The organism is Candidatus Saccharibacteria bacterium, assembly GCA_016700015.1.
Lineage (GTDB): Bacteria > Patescibacteriota > Saccharimonadia > Saccharimonadales > Saccharimonadaceae > Saccharimonas.
Genome location: CP064995.1, coordinates 531,718 through 549,356, shown reverse-complemented (window position 1 = coordinate 549,356; position 17,639 = coordinate 531,718). Strand labels below are relative to the sequence as shown.

Below are 17,639 nucleotides of genomic sequence, written 5' to 3'. Positions count from 1 at the left end.
TCTATTGTATCCAAAGGTGGAGTAAAATACCATACTTCTTGTGGTTATTGTTGCCTAGGTGGGATAGAAACTCCACTTGCAGGCGGACGTGTTGTGTAGCCGCTAGGGTTTGCTTCTATGATCGAAAGGGGTGTGTTGGGGGGTGAAGGCGGTTGGGCTACGGGTGCTGCTACTACTTGTACGGGTACTTGAGATGGCTGCACCACTGGGGGCGCTTGAGTCGGAACTGGTGTGGCTATTGGCGCTACTGGCGGCGTGAATGAGTTGGTGGTATTCATTTGCGCCATTTGGGCTTGTTGGACGGCTATCGATTCTTCGGCCGCTTTTTGGGCTTCTTGGTTTGCTTGCTGTTCGGCGAGTATACTTGCCTGTTCAATTAGCCGCTGTGCTTCATCGTGGTCAAGCCGTGGTAGCTCGACGAAGAATGTACTGCCCTTTTTATATTCACTCTCTATCCATATACGCCCCCCCATCGTTTCGGTTAATTTTCGACAGAGGTAGAGACCGAGGCCGGTACCGCCAATCTCGCGGGTGTCACTGTTATCGACGCGGTAAAACTTTTGGAATAAATGCGCTTGGTCTTCTTTTGGTATACCAATACCTGTGTCCTGGATAGTAATGACAACATGGGCCTGGTCGCCACCAACATCGACCACCACTTCTCCCTGAGGCGTGTATTTGATGGCGTTTTCAACGAGGTTGTCACAGACTTCACGCAGATGATCGCGGTCAACATTGACGTAATATACGGGGTTGAGCCGCTTGGAAAGTTCATCATGTACATCGCCATCGGGCGCTGGCTTGTAGGTAATGCGTAGGTTTTTAGCTGCAGCTTTTGGTGTCAGGGCGGTCACGACTTCGTGCATAAAGGGAATAACATCAATCACCGTAGGGTTGTTTTGCATGCGGCCATCATCGGCCTTACTGACGTCGAGTAGGTCTTGGAATAGATGACCAAGATGTTGAGCCGACTCATGGGCTTTGGTGATAAAATCACGGGCTTTGGCATCAATTTGCGCTGTTGCTGGATTGAGCGCAAGCCCCAGGTAGCCTTCGATACTGGCCACCGGAGTACGCATCTCATGACTGGCGGTGCTGATAAATTCGGCTCGCTGGCGCTCATCTGATTTTTCGTTTGTCACGTCACGAAATACCACAATTACACCCTTGCCGAGCTGGCCGACCGGTGATACCGAGATTGATGCGATAAAGTTTTTACCAGAATTGGTCTGGAGACTTAGTTGATCAGTGAATACTTGTTTGTTGGTAGACAGGGCCTTTATGATTGGATCTTCCGACTCGCTGACAATCTCATTTTTGATATTGATAATTTTGAGAACAGACTTGTAACTGAGGCTCAGTGCGTCATGTTTTGTCCAGCCGATAAGCTGTTGCGCTGCTGGGTTGATAAGCTGGATTGTTCCCTTGCTATCAAGTGCTAATACGCCATCGGCAATGGCGTTAATCACTACTTCAGATTTCCCTGCGACCTGACTAAGCTCATTAGCAAGTTCGCTGTATGATTTGTCTTCTTCGGTCTGGCCTGTGTCGGGTTTGTCATCGAAGCCCCAGGCCAGCAGCCCAACAATGAGGGGTATAATAGCGGCAAGCGATAGGGCGACCAACCCTCCTATAGCGATCACTCCGGTGGTGTATTGTAGCACAATGAAAGCCACGGCAGCAGCTAGGCAAGCTACCGTGATAACAGTGCCGAATAGCGGCGCAAACAGAGCGACAACCACCCACACCGAGAGATACTTTGAGCTAGCACCACCCGTACCAAGTACGAGCATACCTGCGGTGATAAAAAGCGCGATGTAGGCGACCATACTTGTGATTAGGCGTGTTGAGCGAGCCGATACAAACCGCAGGCCTGCAGCAACTACTGCAGTACCGAGTGCAGCATAACCGATGAGATCAGGAATACGGAGCAACGGATCCATATTCCCGGGCGAAGCGAAGCGCTGCCATAACTGAAAACCGCCAATAGCGAGCGCAACCACAAACACCGCATCACAGATGCGTTGATGCAGCACATTGCTGAACTGGCGTGGTTTTATGATTCGCCCCCTATTTTTTGTAATAGTGCTTATGGCCTAGTATAGCGGCAAAGGAGGCCAAGTACAAGTAACGTACCTCCGTGGAGCATGAAAAACCCACGCTGTCGACCGAATCGATCCGTCGCGTGGGTTAGTTGGTTACAAGCTCGACGAGCCCGAGCCAGTGGCTACCTAGGATAGCTGTTACCGCAGCTGCACTCCCTAGCTCAAGGCTAGTGCGAATGACAACTGCTGCGACGATTGCCGTCAAAAGATAGAGGCCGCCGTAGAAGAGTCGGCTGCGAGCCGATATGTGCCTCGTGTGCTCAAACTCACTACTTTGGAGCCCGTATCGAACAAGCATGGTTATGACTATAATGCCAAAGCCAATCCCAATCAGCGGGGCGGCAATGACACTAGCGGCAATAACGCTAGTGTAGAGGAGAGCGGCGGCAACGCTACTCCGCAGTTTTGCCTTGGGGCTATGCGTCACCCCTGCGACTACTCGTACGCCATCGGTTTCTCCATACGGCATCAGCACAAGAATATTGATACAGGCGCTAATGTACGCATAGGCCAGCAGCCCTGACTGATGGGTGATGGCAGTAGTGGCGAGCGCAATAAGCGCCAAGACTACTCCAGTCAAGGGTCCAGCAATAGCCAGCCGTGCGCCGAGGGCGGGCGTGTAGTCAGCATAAATTCTTGTCACCATGCCAGTCGGGTGACAGGCAATGCCGAAGGTTTTCGCTCCACTCCAGCGCGCCGCAACAAGATGCCCTACCTCGTGGGTGATGAGAGCGACAAAAATTCCCACGCCTATCCATCCGGCGAGTGCGGCAGCAACCGCCAACCATACGGTGCAATTGCCTACCTGTCGCCAAGTATCCGATTCCCAGCCGAGGTCGGCGGGAGTTTTGGTGCGGGACATCCTCGCCTCCTCTATGAAATGTGCGGTGTTGGGGTACAAACTAACGATAGCACACCAATAAATAGTAATGCAATAAAGTTGACGTATTGTCAGGTGCTTATCTATTTTGTATTATGGGAGTGACCGTGTAAACGGAACCAGAGTCAATCCTTGCTCATTCTCAGGGATAGTACGGCGGTGAAGGATGTTGGTCAATAGCAAGCCTCGACGTGACGAAGAAGACGCAGGTGTAGGTAGTAGTGGAGATCGAACGGCTGTGACACCGCAAGATGCACCCCTTAACCAGCCACCCTATCAGGCCGGCGCCGTGTCGGATGTGGATCCGTGCGAGCTGTTGCCTTCGCCCGATGAGGCGTGGCGGCAACTGAAGCCAGCAGTGAATATTACCCTCGATAAGCTGGTGCAAGCTTTCATGCTGGCCCTCAAAACGCAGTACAAGGGGCCCGGAACGACGCTCACGCTCGACGGCTCGGGCCTCCAAAGTGAGGCACTGTACTTCCCTGCCCGGGATCTCTTTGTTAAGCGGTTGCGACATCTGGGATGGGAGGTCGTAATCGACGGCCTTTGGGCAATGAAGATTACTCATCGTTCTCAGAATCGCGCATAATGCGCTTACCCCCGCCTAGCGGGGGCTTTTATTTTTCTTAAGACCAGGCCACCACATTGGTTTGCCGATTTCAAGCGTGAGCGCTGGCACGAGTAGTGAGCGGATGATGATAGTATCAAGCAGCACGCCGAACGCGACGACAAATGCTAGTTGCGCCAAGAACAGGATGGGAATCACACCGAGCGCCGCAAACGTCGCTGCCAGTACCACACCAGCGCTAGTAATAACACCACCGGTGACGACAAGCGCTTTTTGCGTGCCCTTCCGCACGCCGCTACGGAGGGTTTCCTCGCGTACACGCGTCATGAGGAATATGTTGTAGTCGATACCGAGTGCTACTAAGAACACGAAGCCAAACAACACCACCGATGGGTCGGCACCAGGGAATTTGAGAACATGATTGAATAGGAGTGCAGCGATGCCAAGCGTCGAGCCAAACGACAACACTGTCGTGGCCAGTAGAACGAGTGGTGCGACGAGTGATCGGAGTAATAGAACTAAAATGACAGTGATTGCCAATAGAATTGTCGGGATGATGATGGCGCTATCGCGTTGTGATGTTGTGTTAGTGTCGAGCTGCAGTGCGGTTACCCCACCTACGCGGACCGTGTTATCGACTGACTTTACAGCACTGCGAAGGCGTGTGATCGTGGCTTTGGCTGCGTCTGAGTCTGGTTCATTGGCGAGCGTCGCTTGGAGAACGATATTACCGTCGACGACTTTTGGTGATGCAATAGCGAACGGGTCGGCCCGTAGCAGGAGCCCACGGTAGAGGTTCCCCTGCCCCTGCTCGTCAAGTGAAACATACAGCGGATCACTCGCTAGCTTGGCGCGCACGCCATCGCCAATAGTCCGCATTAGCTCGGCCCTTGCTTTGCCGACCGGCATTGTATTGCTTGGTGATCCGGTTGCAACCACGCTAACTGATGCGATGCCAGTATCTTTGTCGAGGAGGGCGACGACATCGGCGAGCTTACCCGACGGTGTAATGACAACAGCGGGAACACCTGATCCACCGGGAAAATGGGCGTCGATAAGTTTTTGGGCTTCGCGTGCTTCAGAAAAGCCAAGTACTAAGCTACTCTGCGGCACACCGCTGGCGCGCAGTTGGAAAAAGCCTATACATGCCAGCAGTAGACAGGCAGTAGTGAGTGTCCAGATTCGCCTTGGTTGTTTTGCGACGACTGCACCTACCCGTGCCCACAAACGATGGCGCGCCGCATATGATGTCATATGTGCTGGATCATAGCTTGGTATGCGCGGCCAGAAAGCCTTGCGGCCGATGAGTAACAGCGCTGCTGGCAGAAATGTCAGAGCGGCGAGCATTGCAATAGCGATACCAATCCCGCCTACTGGCCCGAGAGCTTTGTTTGAGCCGAGGTCAGAAAGCAGCAGGCACATGAGCCCGACGATGACGGTAGCTCCGGCCGCCAGGATTGGCTCAAAGGTACCTTTGAGTGAGGCTACTGTAGCTTGGTGGACCGTACGTTGGTTAAATAGTTCTTCACGCAGACGCGAAAGATACAGGAGAGAATAATCTGTCGTTGCACCGATAACGAGGATGAACAAAATCCCCTGCACCTGTCCGTTGAGAGTAATGATGCCGGCGTCCGCAGTGTGCCACACAACATAAATGGCTGCTGAAAGTGCTACCATTGAGGTCATAAGGACAATCATTGGTAGAAGTGGGGAGCGATAGACAATAAGCAAGATGATAAACACTACCGCTAGTGCCACTACTAGTAGCGTACCGTCAATACCACCAAATGCGACCTGAAGGTCGCGCGAGAAAGACGCCGGGCCGCCAATATGGTAGCTAAGCTTTGTATCGGTATTGCTGATGGTTTTTTTCAGCTCACCAAACACAGTTTTCAGTTTCGCTTCCCTGTCGAGCGGTACAACGATCAGTGCGGCCTTGCCGTCCTTAGCGATGATAGGTGGGCTGATCGTTCCGTTGACGCCATCAGTTTTTTGTAATTGCGCGCCGAGCTGCGTTAGCATTGCCATCTCGTCACTTGTCAAGGCCTGAGGCGATTCGAATACGATGGTAGCCGGGATTGTTTTGTTGTCTTGGAATTTCGATAGCTCATTATTGACCGCAGTTGATTCGGCGCTTTTTGGCAAAAACGTCGAAAGGTCGTTACTCGATACTTCTTCTATGCGGCCAAAGTACGGCCCACCAACGCCAGCGGCGGCAAACCAGACAATAATTAAGAACACGGGGAGAAATATGCGAAGCCACACAGGAGGTTTAGCCATACCTATAACTATAGCATTTTACCCGGTAAAAACACTACGATTTCGCGTCGTAGTGTTTTTGTTTGTAAAAATTTTAGTGCTTATGGCTGGGTGGCGCTTTGGATAAAGCCGTAGCTAAAGGTGGTGGATTTTGATAGAACTGATGGGTTGGAAGTACTGGTTGATTTCCATTGTACCGTTACTGTTGCGTGAACAGTTTCACCGGCATGAAGTTGGTCGCCAATGGCTGGGCCAGCGATTTGATATTCGATATCGATCGGTTCGACAGCGTTGATGGCGGCGACACTCGGGATGGCGCTCACCTCGGCGTTTATGCTCCCATGGTTAGTGATAGCAACATCGTACGATGCGGTTGCACTTGGGTATGCAAAGGTTGTGTCGAAGGTTGCCGATAGTCCATCGGCTCCAACAATCGGTGCGGTAGCATTGGCAGTACCGGCGCCCATGGTTGGCGTGATACTGTCGATATGTACGTCCCAGTCACCGCTAATGGATGATGTACCGTTGATCTGTAGGGTACGCGAGAAGGCTGCATAGGCAACCGATGCCAGCAGTACGGTGGCAAGTGCGATAATGATGATTTTGTCTCTCATGGACGAGAATATCCTTTTTGTTGTTAGCTAGTTATACCATAAGCATACACGATTGGGTGGCCGTAAACAACACGCAGCAACCCAAATTATCAGCGTAAACGTACTTTAAATTAAAATTATAAAAAAGCAAGGAATGTATTTTCATTAAGTATCGCTAAATCACCCCAATAAAATACATACTAATACCATAAATAACACATGATTAATAGACTTGTTGACAATATATTTCTGTGGTAATGTATGTAAAAATACACACAGTGCACCCGTCAAGAACAACCAGCGAACACCAAGTTTTGTGTCTGGATTTCGGTTCTGCGAGTAGATGGTGTGGGAAAGCAGAGTGGTGACCCGGACGCATGTTCGGGCTTGCTCGTGTCTACACGACAAGCACCAGGGTTCTCCTGGTACTCGTGTACCTTAACATCACAGCAATGGTTACGAACTCTTATGTAAGGAGGAAAACTCGTGGCAAAGTCTGATGATCAGGGTCGCGTAGTCGGTGTCGTGCAAGACGCGAAAGCACATGCACGCGCCACTCAGCAAACCACCCCTTCGTCACCAACCATCCCCGAAACCCGGAGGATGCGGTTGACCAAACGTCGTATCCAACTCAACCCGACTTTTGTCGCTGTGGTAGTGCTTGCACTCCTTGCGGCAGTTTCGTGGTTCACGCGCTTGCTCTGGCCGTTTTCGGTTGTCGTGTTCGGACTTGTTGCCGCTGTTGTGGTGACGCGTTCGCTCCTTAGCCGTGAGCGCGCTGAAGCCAGCTATGGCTTGCCGCAGCAGCAGGAATCGACCGCCGATGTGCGCGCCAACCACTCCCCCAAGGAGCAAGAGGCGCGGCTGAAGCGGGCCGATAACCCTGCCATTCCGGCGACCGAAGGCGGACTTGGTCCGTGCCTCGGCTGGGATGTGCGCCTGCGCAAGCTGTTGCGTGTCAAGAAGCCGCTGGTGCGTCAGCTGAATGCTGCTGAACTTGCCACGTTCCAGAAGTTCTGGGCTGCCCGTTATGAGGAAGCACGCGTGGCGCAAGAGGCTGCGCAGACTGAGCGGTTTACCAATCGCTTGCGGTTGCTGACGAACTTTGGGATTCGTCCCGTGGTGTCGTTTTGTAACATCAAGTCGGGTGGCAAGTCGACGGTGGGACTTTATGTCGCATCATCGGTGACCGAGAAGACGCGTATCAATGGCGTCATCATGCCGGCGACGCTCAACACGGCTACCAGTACTCTGGCCATCATGGCAGGGATTGATGTCCGGACGATGTTGCCGGTTGGTAAGTTGAACAAGGATATCGGATCGCTCAACACCTATCGTGCGCTTTCGCCGTATATTCCCATTACCCCTCACGGGCTGGGGATTGTCAGCGAAGACGCCAATAGCGTTGTGGTGGATGCCGGTAACTACAATACCGATCAGTTCACTGCGCTCGTGCGCGGGCTCTACCAAAGCACCGGCATGATCGTCCTGGATCACGGTAATGACAATGTCGAGTTTGGCAGCGTGCCGGTGGCAGCGACGCGTTTTAGCGACGTACTGGTGTTTGTGGGCATGGCCCCGACACCTATCTCGCTACAAACGCTCACCAAGACCATGGCCGGCTACAATACAGACCACCATGACGGCACTTCTCGGCTTGCTGATGCTTCGGCACTACCAGGGGAGAAGATCTCGACGCGCGAAAAGGTTCGTCGTTCGATTGTTGTGGTGACAGGAGTTCGACCCAGTGACCCACCGGTTGATTTCGAAGAACTCACTCGAGCACAGGTCCAAGACGCTAATGCGCCAGCTGTCCCCAAGTGGGCTGGTACTGGACTGACTGTTCGGTTTGATCCGTATATCGCTCGTGAAGACGTGGCACCGGTCGATCTGAATGAGATTGACCAGGGTACTGCCCGTGACTTCTTGGCTATCGCTGTGGCGATTTTCGAAGAGTCAGCACGCGCCCAGGGCATTACTGTCCCGGACGATTTCAAAGAACCCGCCCCACTCGTCGTCGACGAGTACTGACCCGAAAGGACAACCATGTTCTCTCCAACGATTTGGGCTGCGGCCCATGTGCAGACACAGCTGGCAGGACTGCCGGCCGATGTGATCACGCCGCAGTGCGGCGTCGCGGATAGCCTGAAGCCAACCTTCAAGTTGCTCGCGGGTGAGATCTTCGGTACGTCGGTGACGGTCGGCAAGATCCTCATCGTCATCGCGTTTGCCATCGGTATCCCCTTGGCTTTCTCGAAGAAGATCCCTGTTCTCTTGAAGGGGATTGGGATTTCGCTGTTGATGATTGTCGTGGCGACGGCGCTTGCGGCAAACACCAACCTATTGCCTGGCGCGGGCTGTTAGTAAGTTCGGGGTCGGCGGCGTTTTGCCGTCGGCCCCTCTCCACTTTTTGATAGATAAGGAGTACTGAAATGGCATGGTCAAGGCGCAAGCTAGGCATAGCTGGAGTGCTTCCGGTCGTGCTATTGCTTACGGCATTCACCCCGGCAAACCCTCTCGATCCTACTGAAGGATGGTCCGAAAGTGTGTGGGAGTGGTGTACGAAGCTAAACAACTTCATCAGCACCGCCCTTACCGAGCCGGCAAAATTGCTGGGACACGCCGACTGGGCTCAGACAATGTTTGAGCAAGTTTGGCCCCTTTCTAACTATGTCGCGTTCAATGTGTTTTTCTGCGCCGTATGTCTCGCGATTTTCCTGTGGGGGCGTGTCCTTGACAAGCTTCCGCAAATTGGTATTGCCGTACTTCTCACCGGAGCTTTCGCAGTACCGATGTGGAAGATCAATACCTATGTGCTCAGCATGAAGGTTGGACTGACAGAGGCGGTTAACAAGATTGGCCCCAGCTCGATCCCGTCCGATGCGAGCGGTATGCCCTTCCCAAAGTTGGACCCGGGGCCAGTGGCGCTCGGGTTCCATCTTGTCTACTTGTTCATTCTTCTTGCCATTGTCGGCCTAGTCATCGCGTTTGCCGTCGGAAGAATCATGATGGCGGCCGGCATCATGGGTGCCGCCGGAACGCTTAGTTTTGGTGAAATCGGCAGAAAGATTTGGCGCGGTGCAGTTGCCTTGTGGGTGATTACCTACTTGGCAGGTGACACTGTCGTCGCTTTCTTTCGAAGAATGGGACAAATTATCTCAGTCGGCGTCGACAATGTCGTCCTTAAGATTGTTCTCGCGATTGTTATGAGCCTTCTGACGTTTGCAGCGGTTTACGGTCTATATGCTCTTAGCAAGGAGTACGTGAGCCGCGCAGCAGGCGGAAAGAGCCGATCGAAGGTTGAGGGTCACACCGATTCCGACGTGACAAACCGCCCCGAGGTGGAGAGTCACACACATGACACACTAGAGGCCTCACTTAAGCCGATAGCACCAAGCGACAACACGTCCCAAGATGTGACCGTGGAAACGGTCGTAGTTGAAAAGCCTCCAGAATCAGACTCGTCTCCAGTGGTCACTAACGCTGGTAAGGCGGTCGAATTCGGTGCCGTGGTGGCTGGTCAGCCTGAAGTTGCGGCTGCTGTCCACGTGGCTACTGAAGACGCCGAGCCGCCGCAGCGGGCCCCTCATGAACGAGATCCGCAAGAGGTAACTCTTCAGGGGTATCTAAAGCGCAACGAAGTTTGACTTCACAACCCAACTGAGGAGGGCTGACTATGAGGACGCGTGCTAAGCCACCGCAGATCCTGGCTCCTACTCAGTTGAGCCAGCGATACTTCGAAATGGATGAGCCCGATATTTGGCTAACGGTAATCATGGTGTGCTCGATTGCCATGATTACTATGACAATCGGGTACTTGCCCTACGGTGGGCTGCTCAGCTTGATGCTGGTAGGACTACTGTACCGTACGAACACTACCAGGGTGTACCGTATTCCAAACGACGGAATCGCTAACCTTCATCTCAGACTTCGGAAGAAGAATGTGATGTGGGATGAAGCGAGCGGTACACCACCACCCATTCCCTTCATCGTCGACGAAATCATCGATGAGTCGAGAGCGAGTATAGGGTTGTTTCGCATCAAGGGAGCAAGTGATGCTTATGCCGTACCCATTTTGGGTAGCGGCGCAAGTACCACAACCAAGAGCCTTGTAGAGCAATATCGGCGCAGCAAGGAATTTGCCAAGCGTCTTGAGCACCTGGGTGCTGGACTGGGAATTTCGTGGGTCTACCGCACGAGTCCGTCCAATCCTTGGTTGACGCGTCAATATGTTGGTATGGCCGTCAATCCCTACGTCTTCGTGCCGGAAGGCATGGTAAAGGACGCAGATGGAAGACCGGTTATTGCCGAAGCGGACCTGACTCCTAGACAGCGACGTCACATGACACTGCACCGCCTGGTCGGTGAGCTGCAGGATATGGATGAAACACTTCCGCGTGAAGTTACTATGGCCCTCGTACTGACGACCACGGGCAACAAAAAACTAACGAGCAGTGGCGATAATGTAGATGTGCGTACGCTTCGCCGTTCCCCAATTATGCGCGCCGCCCGTCGTATCGAGCGTGACCTGCAAAGTTGGGGCGTTAATGATGCTCACATTGCAACAGGCGGCGAAGCCTTACGTTTCTTCAGGTCTACCTGGGATAGTGTAGGTATGCCGGCGTATTACGATGACGAGCAAGCCGGTCTGGCCGGTACAGTCACGAGCCGTCGTCATCTTATGACGAGGCGTATCGAAGGCTACCCGGACTACCTGGTGATCGATGGAAACTACATCGGCATCACGCGTGTAACCGCGCAGCCAGAGCTCATTGACCCCTCGTACTTCCTCGACGGCTTCAGCCTACTTGACGACGACGGACATCCTATCAATGGGACATTCGCCAAAGTCGGACAGGCTGTTAACTTGCGAAACGAATCTCGGTTTCTTGGACGCTTCATCGCTCTTGGGCGCTCTGCAGCCGATCTGTATCTGAGTGGACGGTACCGTACGAACGAAGCCATCGCTCGTGACGAAAGTCTTGAGGCGCGTGACCGTATGCTTGGAGAACTCAACTACTATCTCCAAAACTACAACCTGATTTGGGTGACGGTGTCGCCCAGTCTGGAAGCACACCGTGACGCCATGGTGATTGTAGAAGAGATGATGGAGCGGAAAGGTATGGGTCCTAAGCCGGTCAAGGGTGCCGTCCAGCAATGGCGCGCACTGTGGAGCGCGACGGGCATTAACCTGCTGTGAAACAATACTTCTTGGGAATGGGCTCTCGCCCGTTCCCAAGAAGCTCTTACTTTAGTTTAGGAGCGGTCGTAAGACGGCTTTTATACTGAGGTAAGAATAACCACCTCACGATACTTAACAATTCAAAAACTCTCTTTCCCAAAGGATGGTGATTACTATGGCTCGTGGTCGGTCATTCTCGTTTGGTGCGGATGCAACTATGCCATACCAACCGTTTATCGTGCCTTCACTGTGGCAACCTTCGGGTATGCCGCTTGGTACGTGTCTTCGGACGCATCGGCGCATTCCTTTCGATGCGTATCTCGCCCAAAAAACAGGCCTCACAAAGTCGCTCGAGATTGTTTTTACGGGTCTGAAGAAAAGCGGTAAAACGACGGCGATGAAGCTGTTCTCGATGTCAACAATGATTCAGCAAGCGATTGACACTGCTGGTGAGCTTGAAGACATGCGCATGCATATTGACAATCGCAAGCCCGAAGAGGCTACTGCGGAATGGGCGGGTATTGTCGAGAGTATGGCCTGCGACGTCATTGCTCTCAGGGACCTGTCGTTGGAGATGCTCGATCCGGTTGCTTTAAGAACCGAATGGGATATCTTGCAGACTGCAATGACGGGGGCAGAGTTCGTGAAGAATGAACAACTGACCCCAGACGAGGTGCTGGCTATGCGTATCGCTGTCTTCGTGATCAAACGCGATAGGCCGATGCAGCTGAGCACGCGACTTATGGAACGGGTACTACGGAGTATCTCCCTGGAAGATATCGAAGCATTTTACCGTCGTGTCGATGATCACCTTCTTGCTCACTATAGGACTGAGCGTGACAATCCCGATACGAGCGAACTGTATAAGCCGCTCGACGTGGTTCTTGAGGCCGAACCAAACTACGATGTTCAGGTGATTCAGGCGGCTGCCTTTAGGGTGGCAACCTATTTGACTCTGATTTTCGACGGTATGTTTGGCCGCATGTTCGCAGGGCGCCAGTCGATTCGTGATTACCTCGCGGAGCCGGCAGCGTTGTTTGATATGAGTGGACTTAGTCCGACAGAAGTTGCGTTTTTTGAGACGCAGCGTTTCAATACCATGACCGCTGCGCTCAACAACTATGATCTTGCAGCGATTCCTCACGTTCACGTGATGGAAGAAGTGCAAGAAGAAGGACAACACCCTTTGCAGGCACGTGCTCACGCGTTCCAGAACGCGAAGGCGCGGGCATCGCACAAAATCGGATTAGCTTCAACACAGTATCTCCCGAACATGATGTACGGAGATCCTGGTACAACCCTCCGGGGATATGCTGAGCAGATCTATAACGGCACGGATATCTTTGTGATTTTCCAACAGCCGAATAACGAAGAAACTTGGAATATGTTGCGCGGGCTTGAGCTGGACGACAGTTTAATTCGGCTTTCGCAACGTCTTGGCCAGGGTTGCTCGATTATTAAGGCGCGTGAACGTGACCCACTGTATCTACAGTGGCACATTCCGCCCATGATGCGTAAGCTTGTGCAATCAAGCGGTGCGACCGAGCGTATGCTTCGCCGTCGGCCGGTTATGGATGACCCGAGAATCAAGAGTCTCATGGACAGGAAGGGAGAACGCTGATGAAACGGTACTGGCGACAGATTCTTGCAGGTGTGTTGCTAGTGGTGGTCGTTCTGACCTTCTTCCTGCGGCCAAGCTCGAATGAATCAAGTACCCCGCCACCAGCCCCTCCTGTGTCGTCCGCCGTGGCGACCCAGGAGGACACGCTGGCTCTACGCGAGAAGCAGATGATTGTTGACCAAGTGTTTGCACTTGAGCAAGTACTCGACTCTCCGCCGAGCGCTGAGCGCTCGGCGGTACTCACAAAGCTCTGTACGCCTGCTGGATACGCTTCGCTTGGCGTCTCATCGACACATGACGAGTCGAACGCTGGGCAAGCAGAGCCAGTGACTGTGATAGTAGAGCGTGGGCTTAGTAGTTCTGTGCTCGTGCACGATTTCGACGAGAAAACGGTCTGGGTGCAATCGACGATTGTTGTGAGCACCAAGCGTGGCCGCGATATCGTCAATACCTTCCCTGTAACACGCTTGTCGTACTGGGAAAAAACCAGTGACGGCTGGAAGTTTATTGGCTTCGAGAAGTCGAGTGGCCAATGAAGGGCTATAAGAAACTTCTAGTTATCCTGTTGACGCCGATTTTGATGCTCGTTCTGGTCATTGTTGGTGTTGCAGGGTTTTTCTCGAATACCCAGCAGTACTGCTCGACGCAGGGACAGGGAACGTACTATCTGCCGGCAGTCGGAGGCCCCGTGCCTTCGGTGCCGGGATTTAATTCGCCCGAGCAGCTACAGAACATCGCCATCATCCGTGATGTGGGCGTATCAAGGCACCGTAGTGTGCGCGACATTCAGATTGCGCTGATGGTGGCAAAACAAGAATCGAACATTCGTAACCTTAAATGGGGTGACCGCGATAGTCTTGGGATCTTTCAGCAGCGGCCCAGCCAAGGCTGGGGTACGCCTGATCAGATCTTGGACCCGGTGTATGCCACAAATAAGTTCTACGAAGCGCTCGAAAAAGTCGCCAACCGTGACACAATGCCGCTCATCGAAGTAGCAATCGCGGTTCAGCGACCCAATCGAGCAAGCTACGAGAAAACGTTTTACTTGTGGGAAGTTCCTGTCTTGCAAATCCTGGCCGGATTTGTTTCTGATCCCACAGCAGTCGCACCAGGTGTGCAAGCTCCAAGTACCGACTGCTCACAATTCCTAGTCGGAGGCATCAACGCCGCGGTCGAAATTGCGGTTCAGGCTGCGCTCAGTCAGCAAGGCAAGACTAACCAATGGGCAACGACAACTCCCTTCGATAACTCTGGATTTACTCAGTGGGCATATCAGATGGCGGGCATATCGCTGCCGCTTGGCGCCAGTGCCCAGTATCAGTACGGGGCGGCGATTGCCAAGCCAGGTACCGGTACTTCCGGCGAATGGCTTGAGGTGTTGCAGCGCGGCGACCTTCTCTACTGGTCCTCGCAAATGCAGCTCTTGCCGATAGATTTGAAGGCAACTCATGTTGCGATCTACCTTGGGAATGGGCAGATGATTGATGCGAGTGGTGCACTCGTGCCGATTAGTGTCCAGCCAGTTTCATGGAGCAGCACCACGTCTGCGTTTATGGCGGCTACACGGCCTGTTTCGGTCGGGGCTCCCAGTGCCAGTCTGAGTAATGGTTGGCGCTGGCCTCTCGACTCGATTCGTGTCACCAGCTCCTATGGCATGCGCGTACACCCCATTACAGGTGTGTATAAACTGCATGATGGCGTGGACTTCGCCGCAAGCATGGCAACGCCAGTGAAGGCGGCACACGGCGGCAAGGTGTTGTTCGCAGGACCCGCAGGTGGGTATGGCAACTTCGTCACGATTGACCATGGCGGCATTGTCACTGGCTACGCTCACCTCTCGGTCGTCAAGGTCAGTGCGGGCGAGCAAGTGTCTGCAGGCCAAGTTATTGCCCTTTCGGGCAGCACTGGCTCAAGTACAGGCCCTCACCTGCACTTCAACGTGCGAGTGAATGGTGCGTTTGTTGATCCAGTAGCGTTCATGCGGCAGTTCGGACTCGTTCCGTAGCCATTGAACATCGGATCGGCCGCCGAGGAGTTAACCAACTCCTCGGCTTTTTCATTGGTTATGTTTAAAATAATTTAGACTAAATAACAATTAAATGGTAATATAGTAGTACTGGTATCTCCCCTACTACGTAAGGAACTGCCATGGACCTTGCAAATGTATCTCAGGGTATTTTGAGCCTAGCGGTCGGTCTTGTGGCGCTACTTGGCGGGCGTGCTCTGCTCGACAAAAGCGGGCGCCCCCTCGTGCTGCAACTGCTCGGGATTTTCCTTGGTATCGCCGGGGCGACGCTTATGCTCGGTTCGTTGCCCGCTGGTTGGGTATCGAGCAACGTGCAGCTCATTATTGTCACCGTCGTCTTCCTTCTTGCGTCGTTCCTGATGATGAAGAATAGCGGCAAAAAGACGGCTGGCTTCGCGATCGGGATCTTCCTGGTGGTACTTGCCACCATCGCACTGTTTGTAGAGGTAGGTTCGTACTACCAGTGGCTGCCAAGCGGTGTGCTGCGCGATCTTGTCGACGCTGGCATCCGCTCGCTTCAGGACATCCTTGATGCTGTTGGCAAGGTAATCCACTAACATGAAGGCCAGTACTGAGCTACTGGAGGAGTGGGATCACGACAAGTCCACTCCTCCAAACGCCTATTGCGAGCGCCGGAGCGTCAAGCAGCTGATCTTTTCGTCGGTGTCGACCGTAATCCTTGCTACCACCATGGTGTTCGTCGTCTTGGTGCTGTGGCAAGGTTTTCACTGGTACTACCTCGGAGGTTTTCTTCCTGCGGTCCTATGGTCGTACCGTGAGTACTGGCAGTGGGCCAACAACTACATCACCTGCGACCCGCACGACGGCAACCTGTGTATTCAGGAGAAAGCTAACATCTTGCTCCTAGTGCTGGGAAGTCCGGACGACGTGGAAAGTATCGAAAACGTCAATCTCGATACCCCCACACGCAGTCCCCTTGACTACCTGTTTAATACTGTGACACTGTATGTTGGGTCAAAGCGGCTGCCCAACGTCATGAATGTTGAGCATCTGCTCAAAATCAAGCAGTATCGAACGTCACTTGAGCAGCAGCAAAAAACGCTGGGTCTCCTGGCGTTTGAAGCAAACGTGGCAATGCTGGCTGTGCTCGAACGGATTGAGAAGCGGCTCGAGAATCTGGGGTCCTTCCCTGCTGCGGTTGTAGTGGCCAGTGAGCCCGTTGCCCCTGTCGAGCCACTGGCGCCCAGTGAAGATCTTGGCACAGGCGCTCCGCCAGATGAAGATGAAAACGAAGTCGAAAGTGACTCGTAGCACACCCCCTGCATGAAAATGCAGGGGTTTTACTTTGGCAAACTTTATTGAATCGAAATGGAACGAAATGCATACTGAAATACTGGGTAAGGGTAATCTGAGCAATAAGATCTAGGAACAATAAAGATCTGATCTTTAACAGATGAAAAAAGTCCGACCTTTACTTACCGGGAATATCAAAAGATATAGTCCATCCTCGCTCGGAAAAGTAAGCAAGCTGATTTTTCTCTCGCCTCGTCGGTTTATCGAACCCTGCGGGCCTGGCTCTCTAGCAAGGGCTATCAAAGCAAAAACCCCTAGCCTAGGCCAGAGGTTTTTGCTTTGGTGATCGTACCGGGAATCGAACCCGGATTGTCAGGATGAGAACCTGATGTCCTAACCGTTAGACGATACGACCGTACTAAACATTATATCTGACAATGTTCGATTCGCCGTGGGAATCGGCCACCTTGCCGGCAGCTCTCACCCGATGTCCTAGCCACGTTCCGCGGCCCCGTCGCCACATCTTTGAAAGCACAGCTTTCAAGAGTGGGCTCCCTTGCAAACTGCCACTGGCAGTTCTCACGTTAGACGATACGACCATGAAGATGAGTGAAGGACGAATGCGTGTAGCTCATTTGTCATTCCGAGTCGAGTGGTCATAGCTGTGAGCAGATACGACCACGAGTACGTGTACCAACAGTACTGTACTATGCTACCAAAAACAGGGGCCAAAGTCTAGTTACTATGATGATGGCGGCGTGTTGGTGGCAACAGAGTCGAGCTTGCTTATCACTTCGAGTAACCGCCGAGGTGTAATCTCTGCTTTTATAAGGTAAGCATCGACATCATGCTGCATCGCCATGCGGCTTTCGGTGTCTTGATCGAAGTTGGTCAGCACGATGACCCGCGTGCCCGGGATTTTGTCGACGCCACCACCCCGAAGCGAGCGTAATATGTCGGTGCCGCGCTTTTCTGGGAGCATAATATCGAGCAGAATCACGTCGTAGTGCTTGCCGGTAGCGGCGACCAAGCCGTCATTGCCGTCAACCACCCAGTCCACGGTATAGCCTGCATGTTGCAAGCTGCGGACGTACATTTCGCCAATAAAGCGGTCGTCCTCGATGACAAGTACAGTAGAAAGAGCCATAGCT

Annotated in this window: 15 protein-coding genes and 1 tRNA gene; 10 read left to right on the top strand and 6 right to left on the bottom strand. The window is 53.0% G+C overall.

Translation table 11 applies throughout. The features are described from left to right. Window positions 1–44: 44 nt before the first annotated feature. Both IPM09_03075 and IPM09_03070 read right to left on the bottom strand, forming a co-directional pair. A complete protein-coding gene (locus tag IPM09_03075) occupies window positions 45–2,036 on the bottom strand; it encodes a PAS domain-containing protein (GenBank protein ID QQS21483.1) in 1,992 nt (663 codons plus the stop codon). Window positions 2,037–2,190: 154 nt separating this feature from the next. Then, a complete protein-coding gene (locus IPM09_03070; protein ID QQS21482.1) occupies window positions 2,191–2,967 on the bottom strand; it encodes a hypothetical protein in 777 nt (258 codons plus the stop codon). 184 nt (window positions 2,968–3,151) lie between these two features. Between IPM09_03070 and IPM09_03065 the strand changes: the two genes are divergently transcribed. Next, on the top strand, window positions 3,152–3,574 hold the full coding sequence (locus tag IPM09_03065) for a hypothetical protein (protein ID QQS21481.1): 423 nt from the start codon (window positions 3,152–3,154) through the stop codon (window positions 3,572–3,574). Between the two features lie 15 nt (window positions 3,575–3,589). On the opposite strand, the gene IPM09_03060 is transcribed toward IPM09_03065, so the two are convergent. Together IPM09_03060 and IPM09_03055 are read right to left on the bottom strand one after the other, a co-directional pair. Next, complete coding sequence (locus IPM09_03060; GenBank protein QQS21480.1) at window positions 3,590–5,833, bottom strand: MMPL family transporter; 2,244 nt, start codon at window positions 5,831–5,833, stop codon at window positions 3,590–3,592. Between the two features lie 80 nt (window positions 5,834–5,913). Then, entirely contained in the window at window positions 5,914–6,426 is a 513-nt protein-coding gene (locus tag IPM09_03055; protein ID QQS21479.1) for a hypothetical protein, read from the bottom strand. 465 nt (window positions 6,427–6,891) lie between these two features. Between IPM09_03055 and IPM09_03050 the strand changes: the two genes are divergently transcribed. From IPM09_03050 to IPM09_03010, 9 genes are all read left to right on the top strand, one after another. Beyond that, entirely contained in the window at window positions 6,892–8,436 is a 1,545-nt protein-coding gene (locus tag IPM09_03050; protein QQS21478.1) for a hypothetical protein, read from the top strand. Window positions 8,437–8,451: 15 nt separating this feature from the next. Continuing rightward, the gene (locus IPM09_03045) at window positions 8,452–8,769 is read left to right on the top strand and encodes a hypothetical protein (GenBank protein ID QQS21477.1); all 318 of its coding nucleotides are present in this window, start codon (window positions 8,452–8,454) and stop codon (window positions 8,767–8,769) included. Between the two features lie 68 nt (window positions 8,770–8,837). Then, the gene (locus tag IPM09_03040) at window positions 8,838–10,052 is read left to right on the top strand and encodes a hypothetical protein (GenBank protein QQS21476.1); all 1,215 of its coding nucleotides are present in this window, start codon (window positions 8,838–8,840) and stop codon (window positions 10,050–10,052) included. A 29-nt stretch (window positions 10,053–10,081) separates the two neighbouring features. Then, the gene (locus IPM09_03035) at window positions 10,082–11,605 is read left to right on the top strand and encodes a hypothetical protein (protein QQS21475.1); all 1,524 of its coding nucleotides are present in this window, start codon (window positions 10,082–10,084) and stop codon (window positions 11,603–11,605) included. A gap of 157 nt (window positions 11,606–11,762) precedes the next feature. After that, window positions 11,763–13,208 (top strand): hypothetical protein, encoded by a 1,446-nt coding sequence (locus IPM09_03030; GenBank protein ID QQS21474.1) that lies wholly within the window; start codon window positions 11,763–11,765, stop codon window positions 13,206–13,208. Continuing rightward, on the top strand, window positions 13,208–13,744 hold the full coding sequence (locus IPM09_03025; protein ID QQS21473.1) for a hypothetical protein: 537 nt from the start codon (window positions 13,208–13,210) through the stop codon (window positions 13,742–13,744). Before IPM09_03030 ends, IPM09_03025 begins: the two co-directional genes overlap by 1 nt. Continuing rightward, window positions 13,741–15,213 (top strand): peptidoglycan DD-metalloendopeptidase family protein, encoded by a 1,473-nt coding sequence (locus IPM09_03020; GenBank protein QQS21472.1) that lies wholly within the window; start codon window positions 13,741–13,743, stop codon window positions 15,211–15,213. Before IPM09_03025 ends, IPM09_03020 begins: the two co-directional genes overlap by 4 nt. Before the next feature lie 143 nt (window positions 15,214–15,356). Beyond that, window positions 15,357–15,791 carry a hypothetical protein gene (locus tag IPM09_03015; protein ID QQS21471.1) on the top strand — a complete coding sequence of 145 codons (435 nt, stop codon included), beginning with the start codon at window positions 15,357–15,359 and terminating at the stop codon, window positions 15,789–15,791. Between the two features lies 1 nt (window position 15,792). After that, the gene (locus IPM09_03010; GenBank protein QQS21470.1) at window positions 15,793–16,506 is read left to right on the top strand and encodes a hypothetical protein; all 714 of its coding nucleotides are present in this window, start codon (window positions 15,793–15,795) and stop codon (window positions 16,504–16,506) included. Window positions 16,507–16,828: 322 nt separating this feature from the next. Here IPM09_03010 and IPM09_03005 read toward each other — a convergent pair. Both IPM09_03005 and IPM09_03000 read right to left on the bottom strand, forming a co-directional pair. Next, a tRNA-Glu gene (locus IPM09_03005) sits at window positions 16,829–16,903 on the bottom strand. A gap of 327 nt (window positions 16,904–17,230) precedes the next feature. Beyond that, the gene (locus IPM09_03000) at window positions 17,231–17,635 is read right to left on the bottom strand and encodes a response regulator (protein QQS21469.1); all 405 of its coding nucleotides are present in this window, start codon (window positions 17,633–17,635) and stop codon (window positions 17,231–17,233) included. Window positions 17,636–17,639 lie beyond the last annotated feature (4 nt).

Excerpts from the sequence above, each read along its gene's own strand:
- IPM09_03070 (QQS21482.1), bottom strand. The coding sequence starts at position 2,967 with ATGTCCCGCACCAAAACTCCCGCCGACCTCGGCTGGGAATCGGATACT.
- IPM09_03065 (QQS21481.1), top strand. The coding sequence starts at position 3,152 with ATGTTGGTCAATAGCAAGCCTCGACGTGACGAAGAAGACGCAGGTGTA.
- IPM09_03060 (QQS21480.1), bottom strand. The coding sequence starts at position 5,833 with ATGGCTAAACCTCCTGTGTGGCTTCGCATATTTCTCCCCGTGTTCTTA.
- IPM09_03055 (QQS21479.1), bottom strand. The coding sequence starts at position 6,426 with ATGAGAGACAAAATCATCATTATCGCACTTGCCACCGTACTGCTGGCA.
- IPM09_03045 (QQS21477.1), top strand. The coding sequence starts at position 8,452 with ATGTTCTCTCCAACGATTTGGGCTGCGGCCCATGTGCAGACACAGCTG.
- IPM09_03040 (QQS21476.1), top strand. The coding sequence starts at position 8,838 with ATGGCATGGTCAAGGCGCAAGCTAGGCATAGCTGGAGTGCTTCCGGTC.
- IPM09_03035 (QQS21475.1), top strand. The coding sequence starts at position 10,082 with ATGAGGACGCGTGCTAAGCCACCGCAGATCCTGGCTCCTACTCAGTTG.
- IPM09_03030 (QQS21474.1), top strand. The coding sequence starts at position 11,763 with ATGGCTCGTGGTCGGTCATTCTCGTTTGGTGCGGATGCAACTATGCCA.
- IPM09_03025 (QQS21473.1), top strand. The coding sequence starts at position 13,208 with ATGAAACGGTACTGGCGACAGATTCTTGCAGGTGTGTTGCTAGTGGTG.
- IPM09_03020 (QQS21472.1), top strand. The coding sequence starts at position 13,741 with ATGAAGGGCTATAAGAAACTTCTAGTTATCCTGTTGACGCCGATTTTG.
- IPM09_03015 (QQS21471.1), top strand. The coding sequence starts at position 15,357 with ATGGACCTTGCAAATGTATCTCAGGGTATTTTGAGCCTAGCGGTCGGT.
- IPM09_03010 (QQS21470.1), top strand. The coding sequence starts at position 15,793 with ATGAAGGCCAGTACTGAGCTACTGGAGGAGTGGGATCACGACAAGTCC.
- IPM09_03000 (QQS21469.1), bottom strand. The coding sequence starts at position 17,635 with ATGGCTCTTTCTACTGTACTTGTCATCGAGGACGACCGCTTTATTGGC.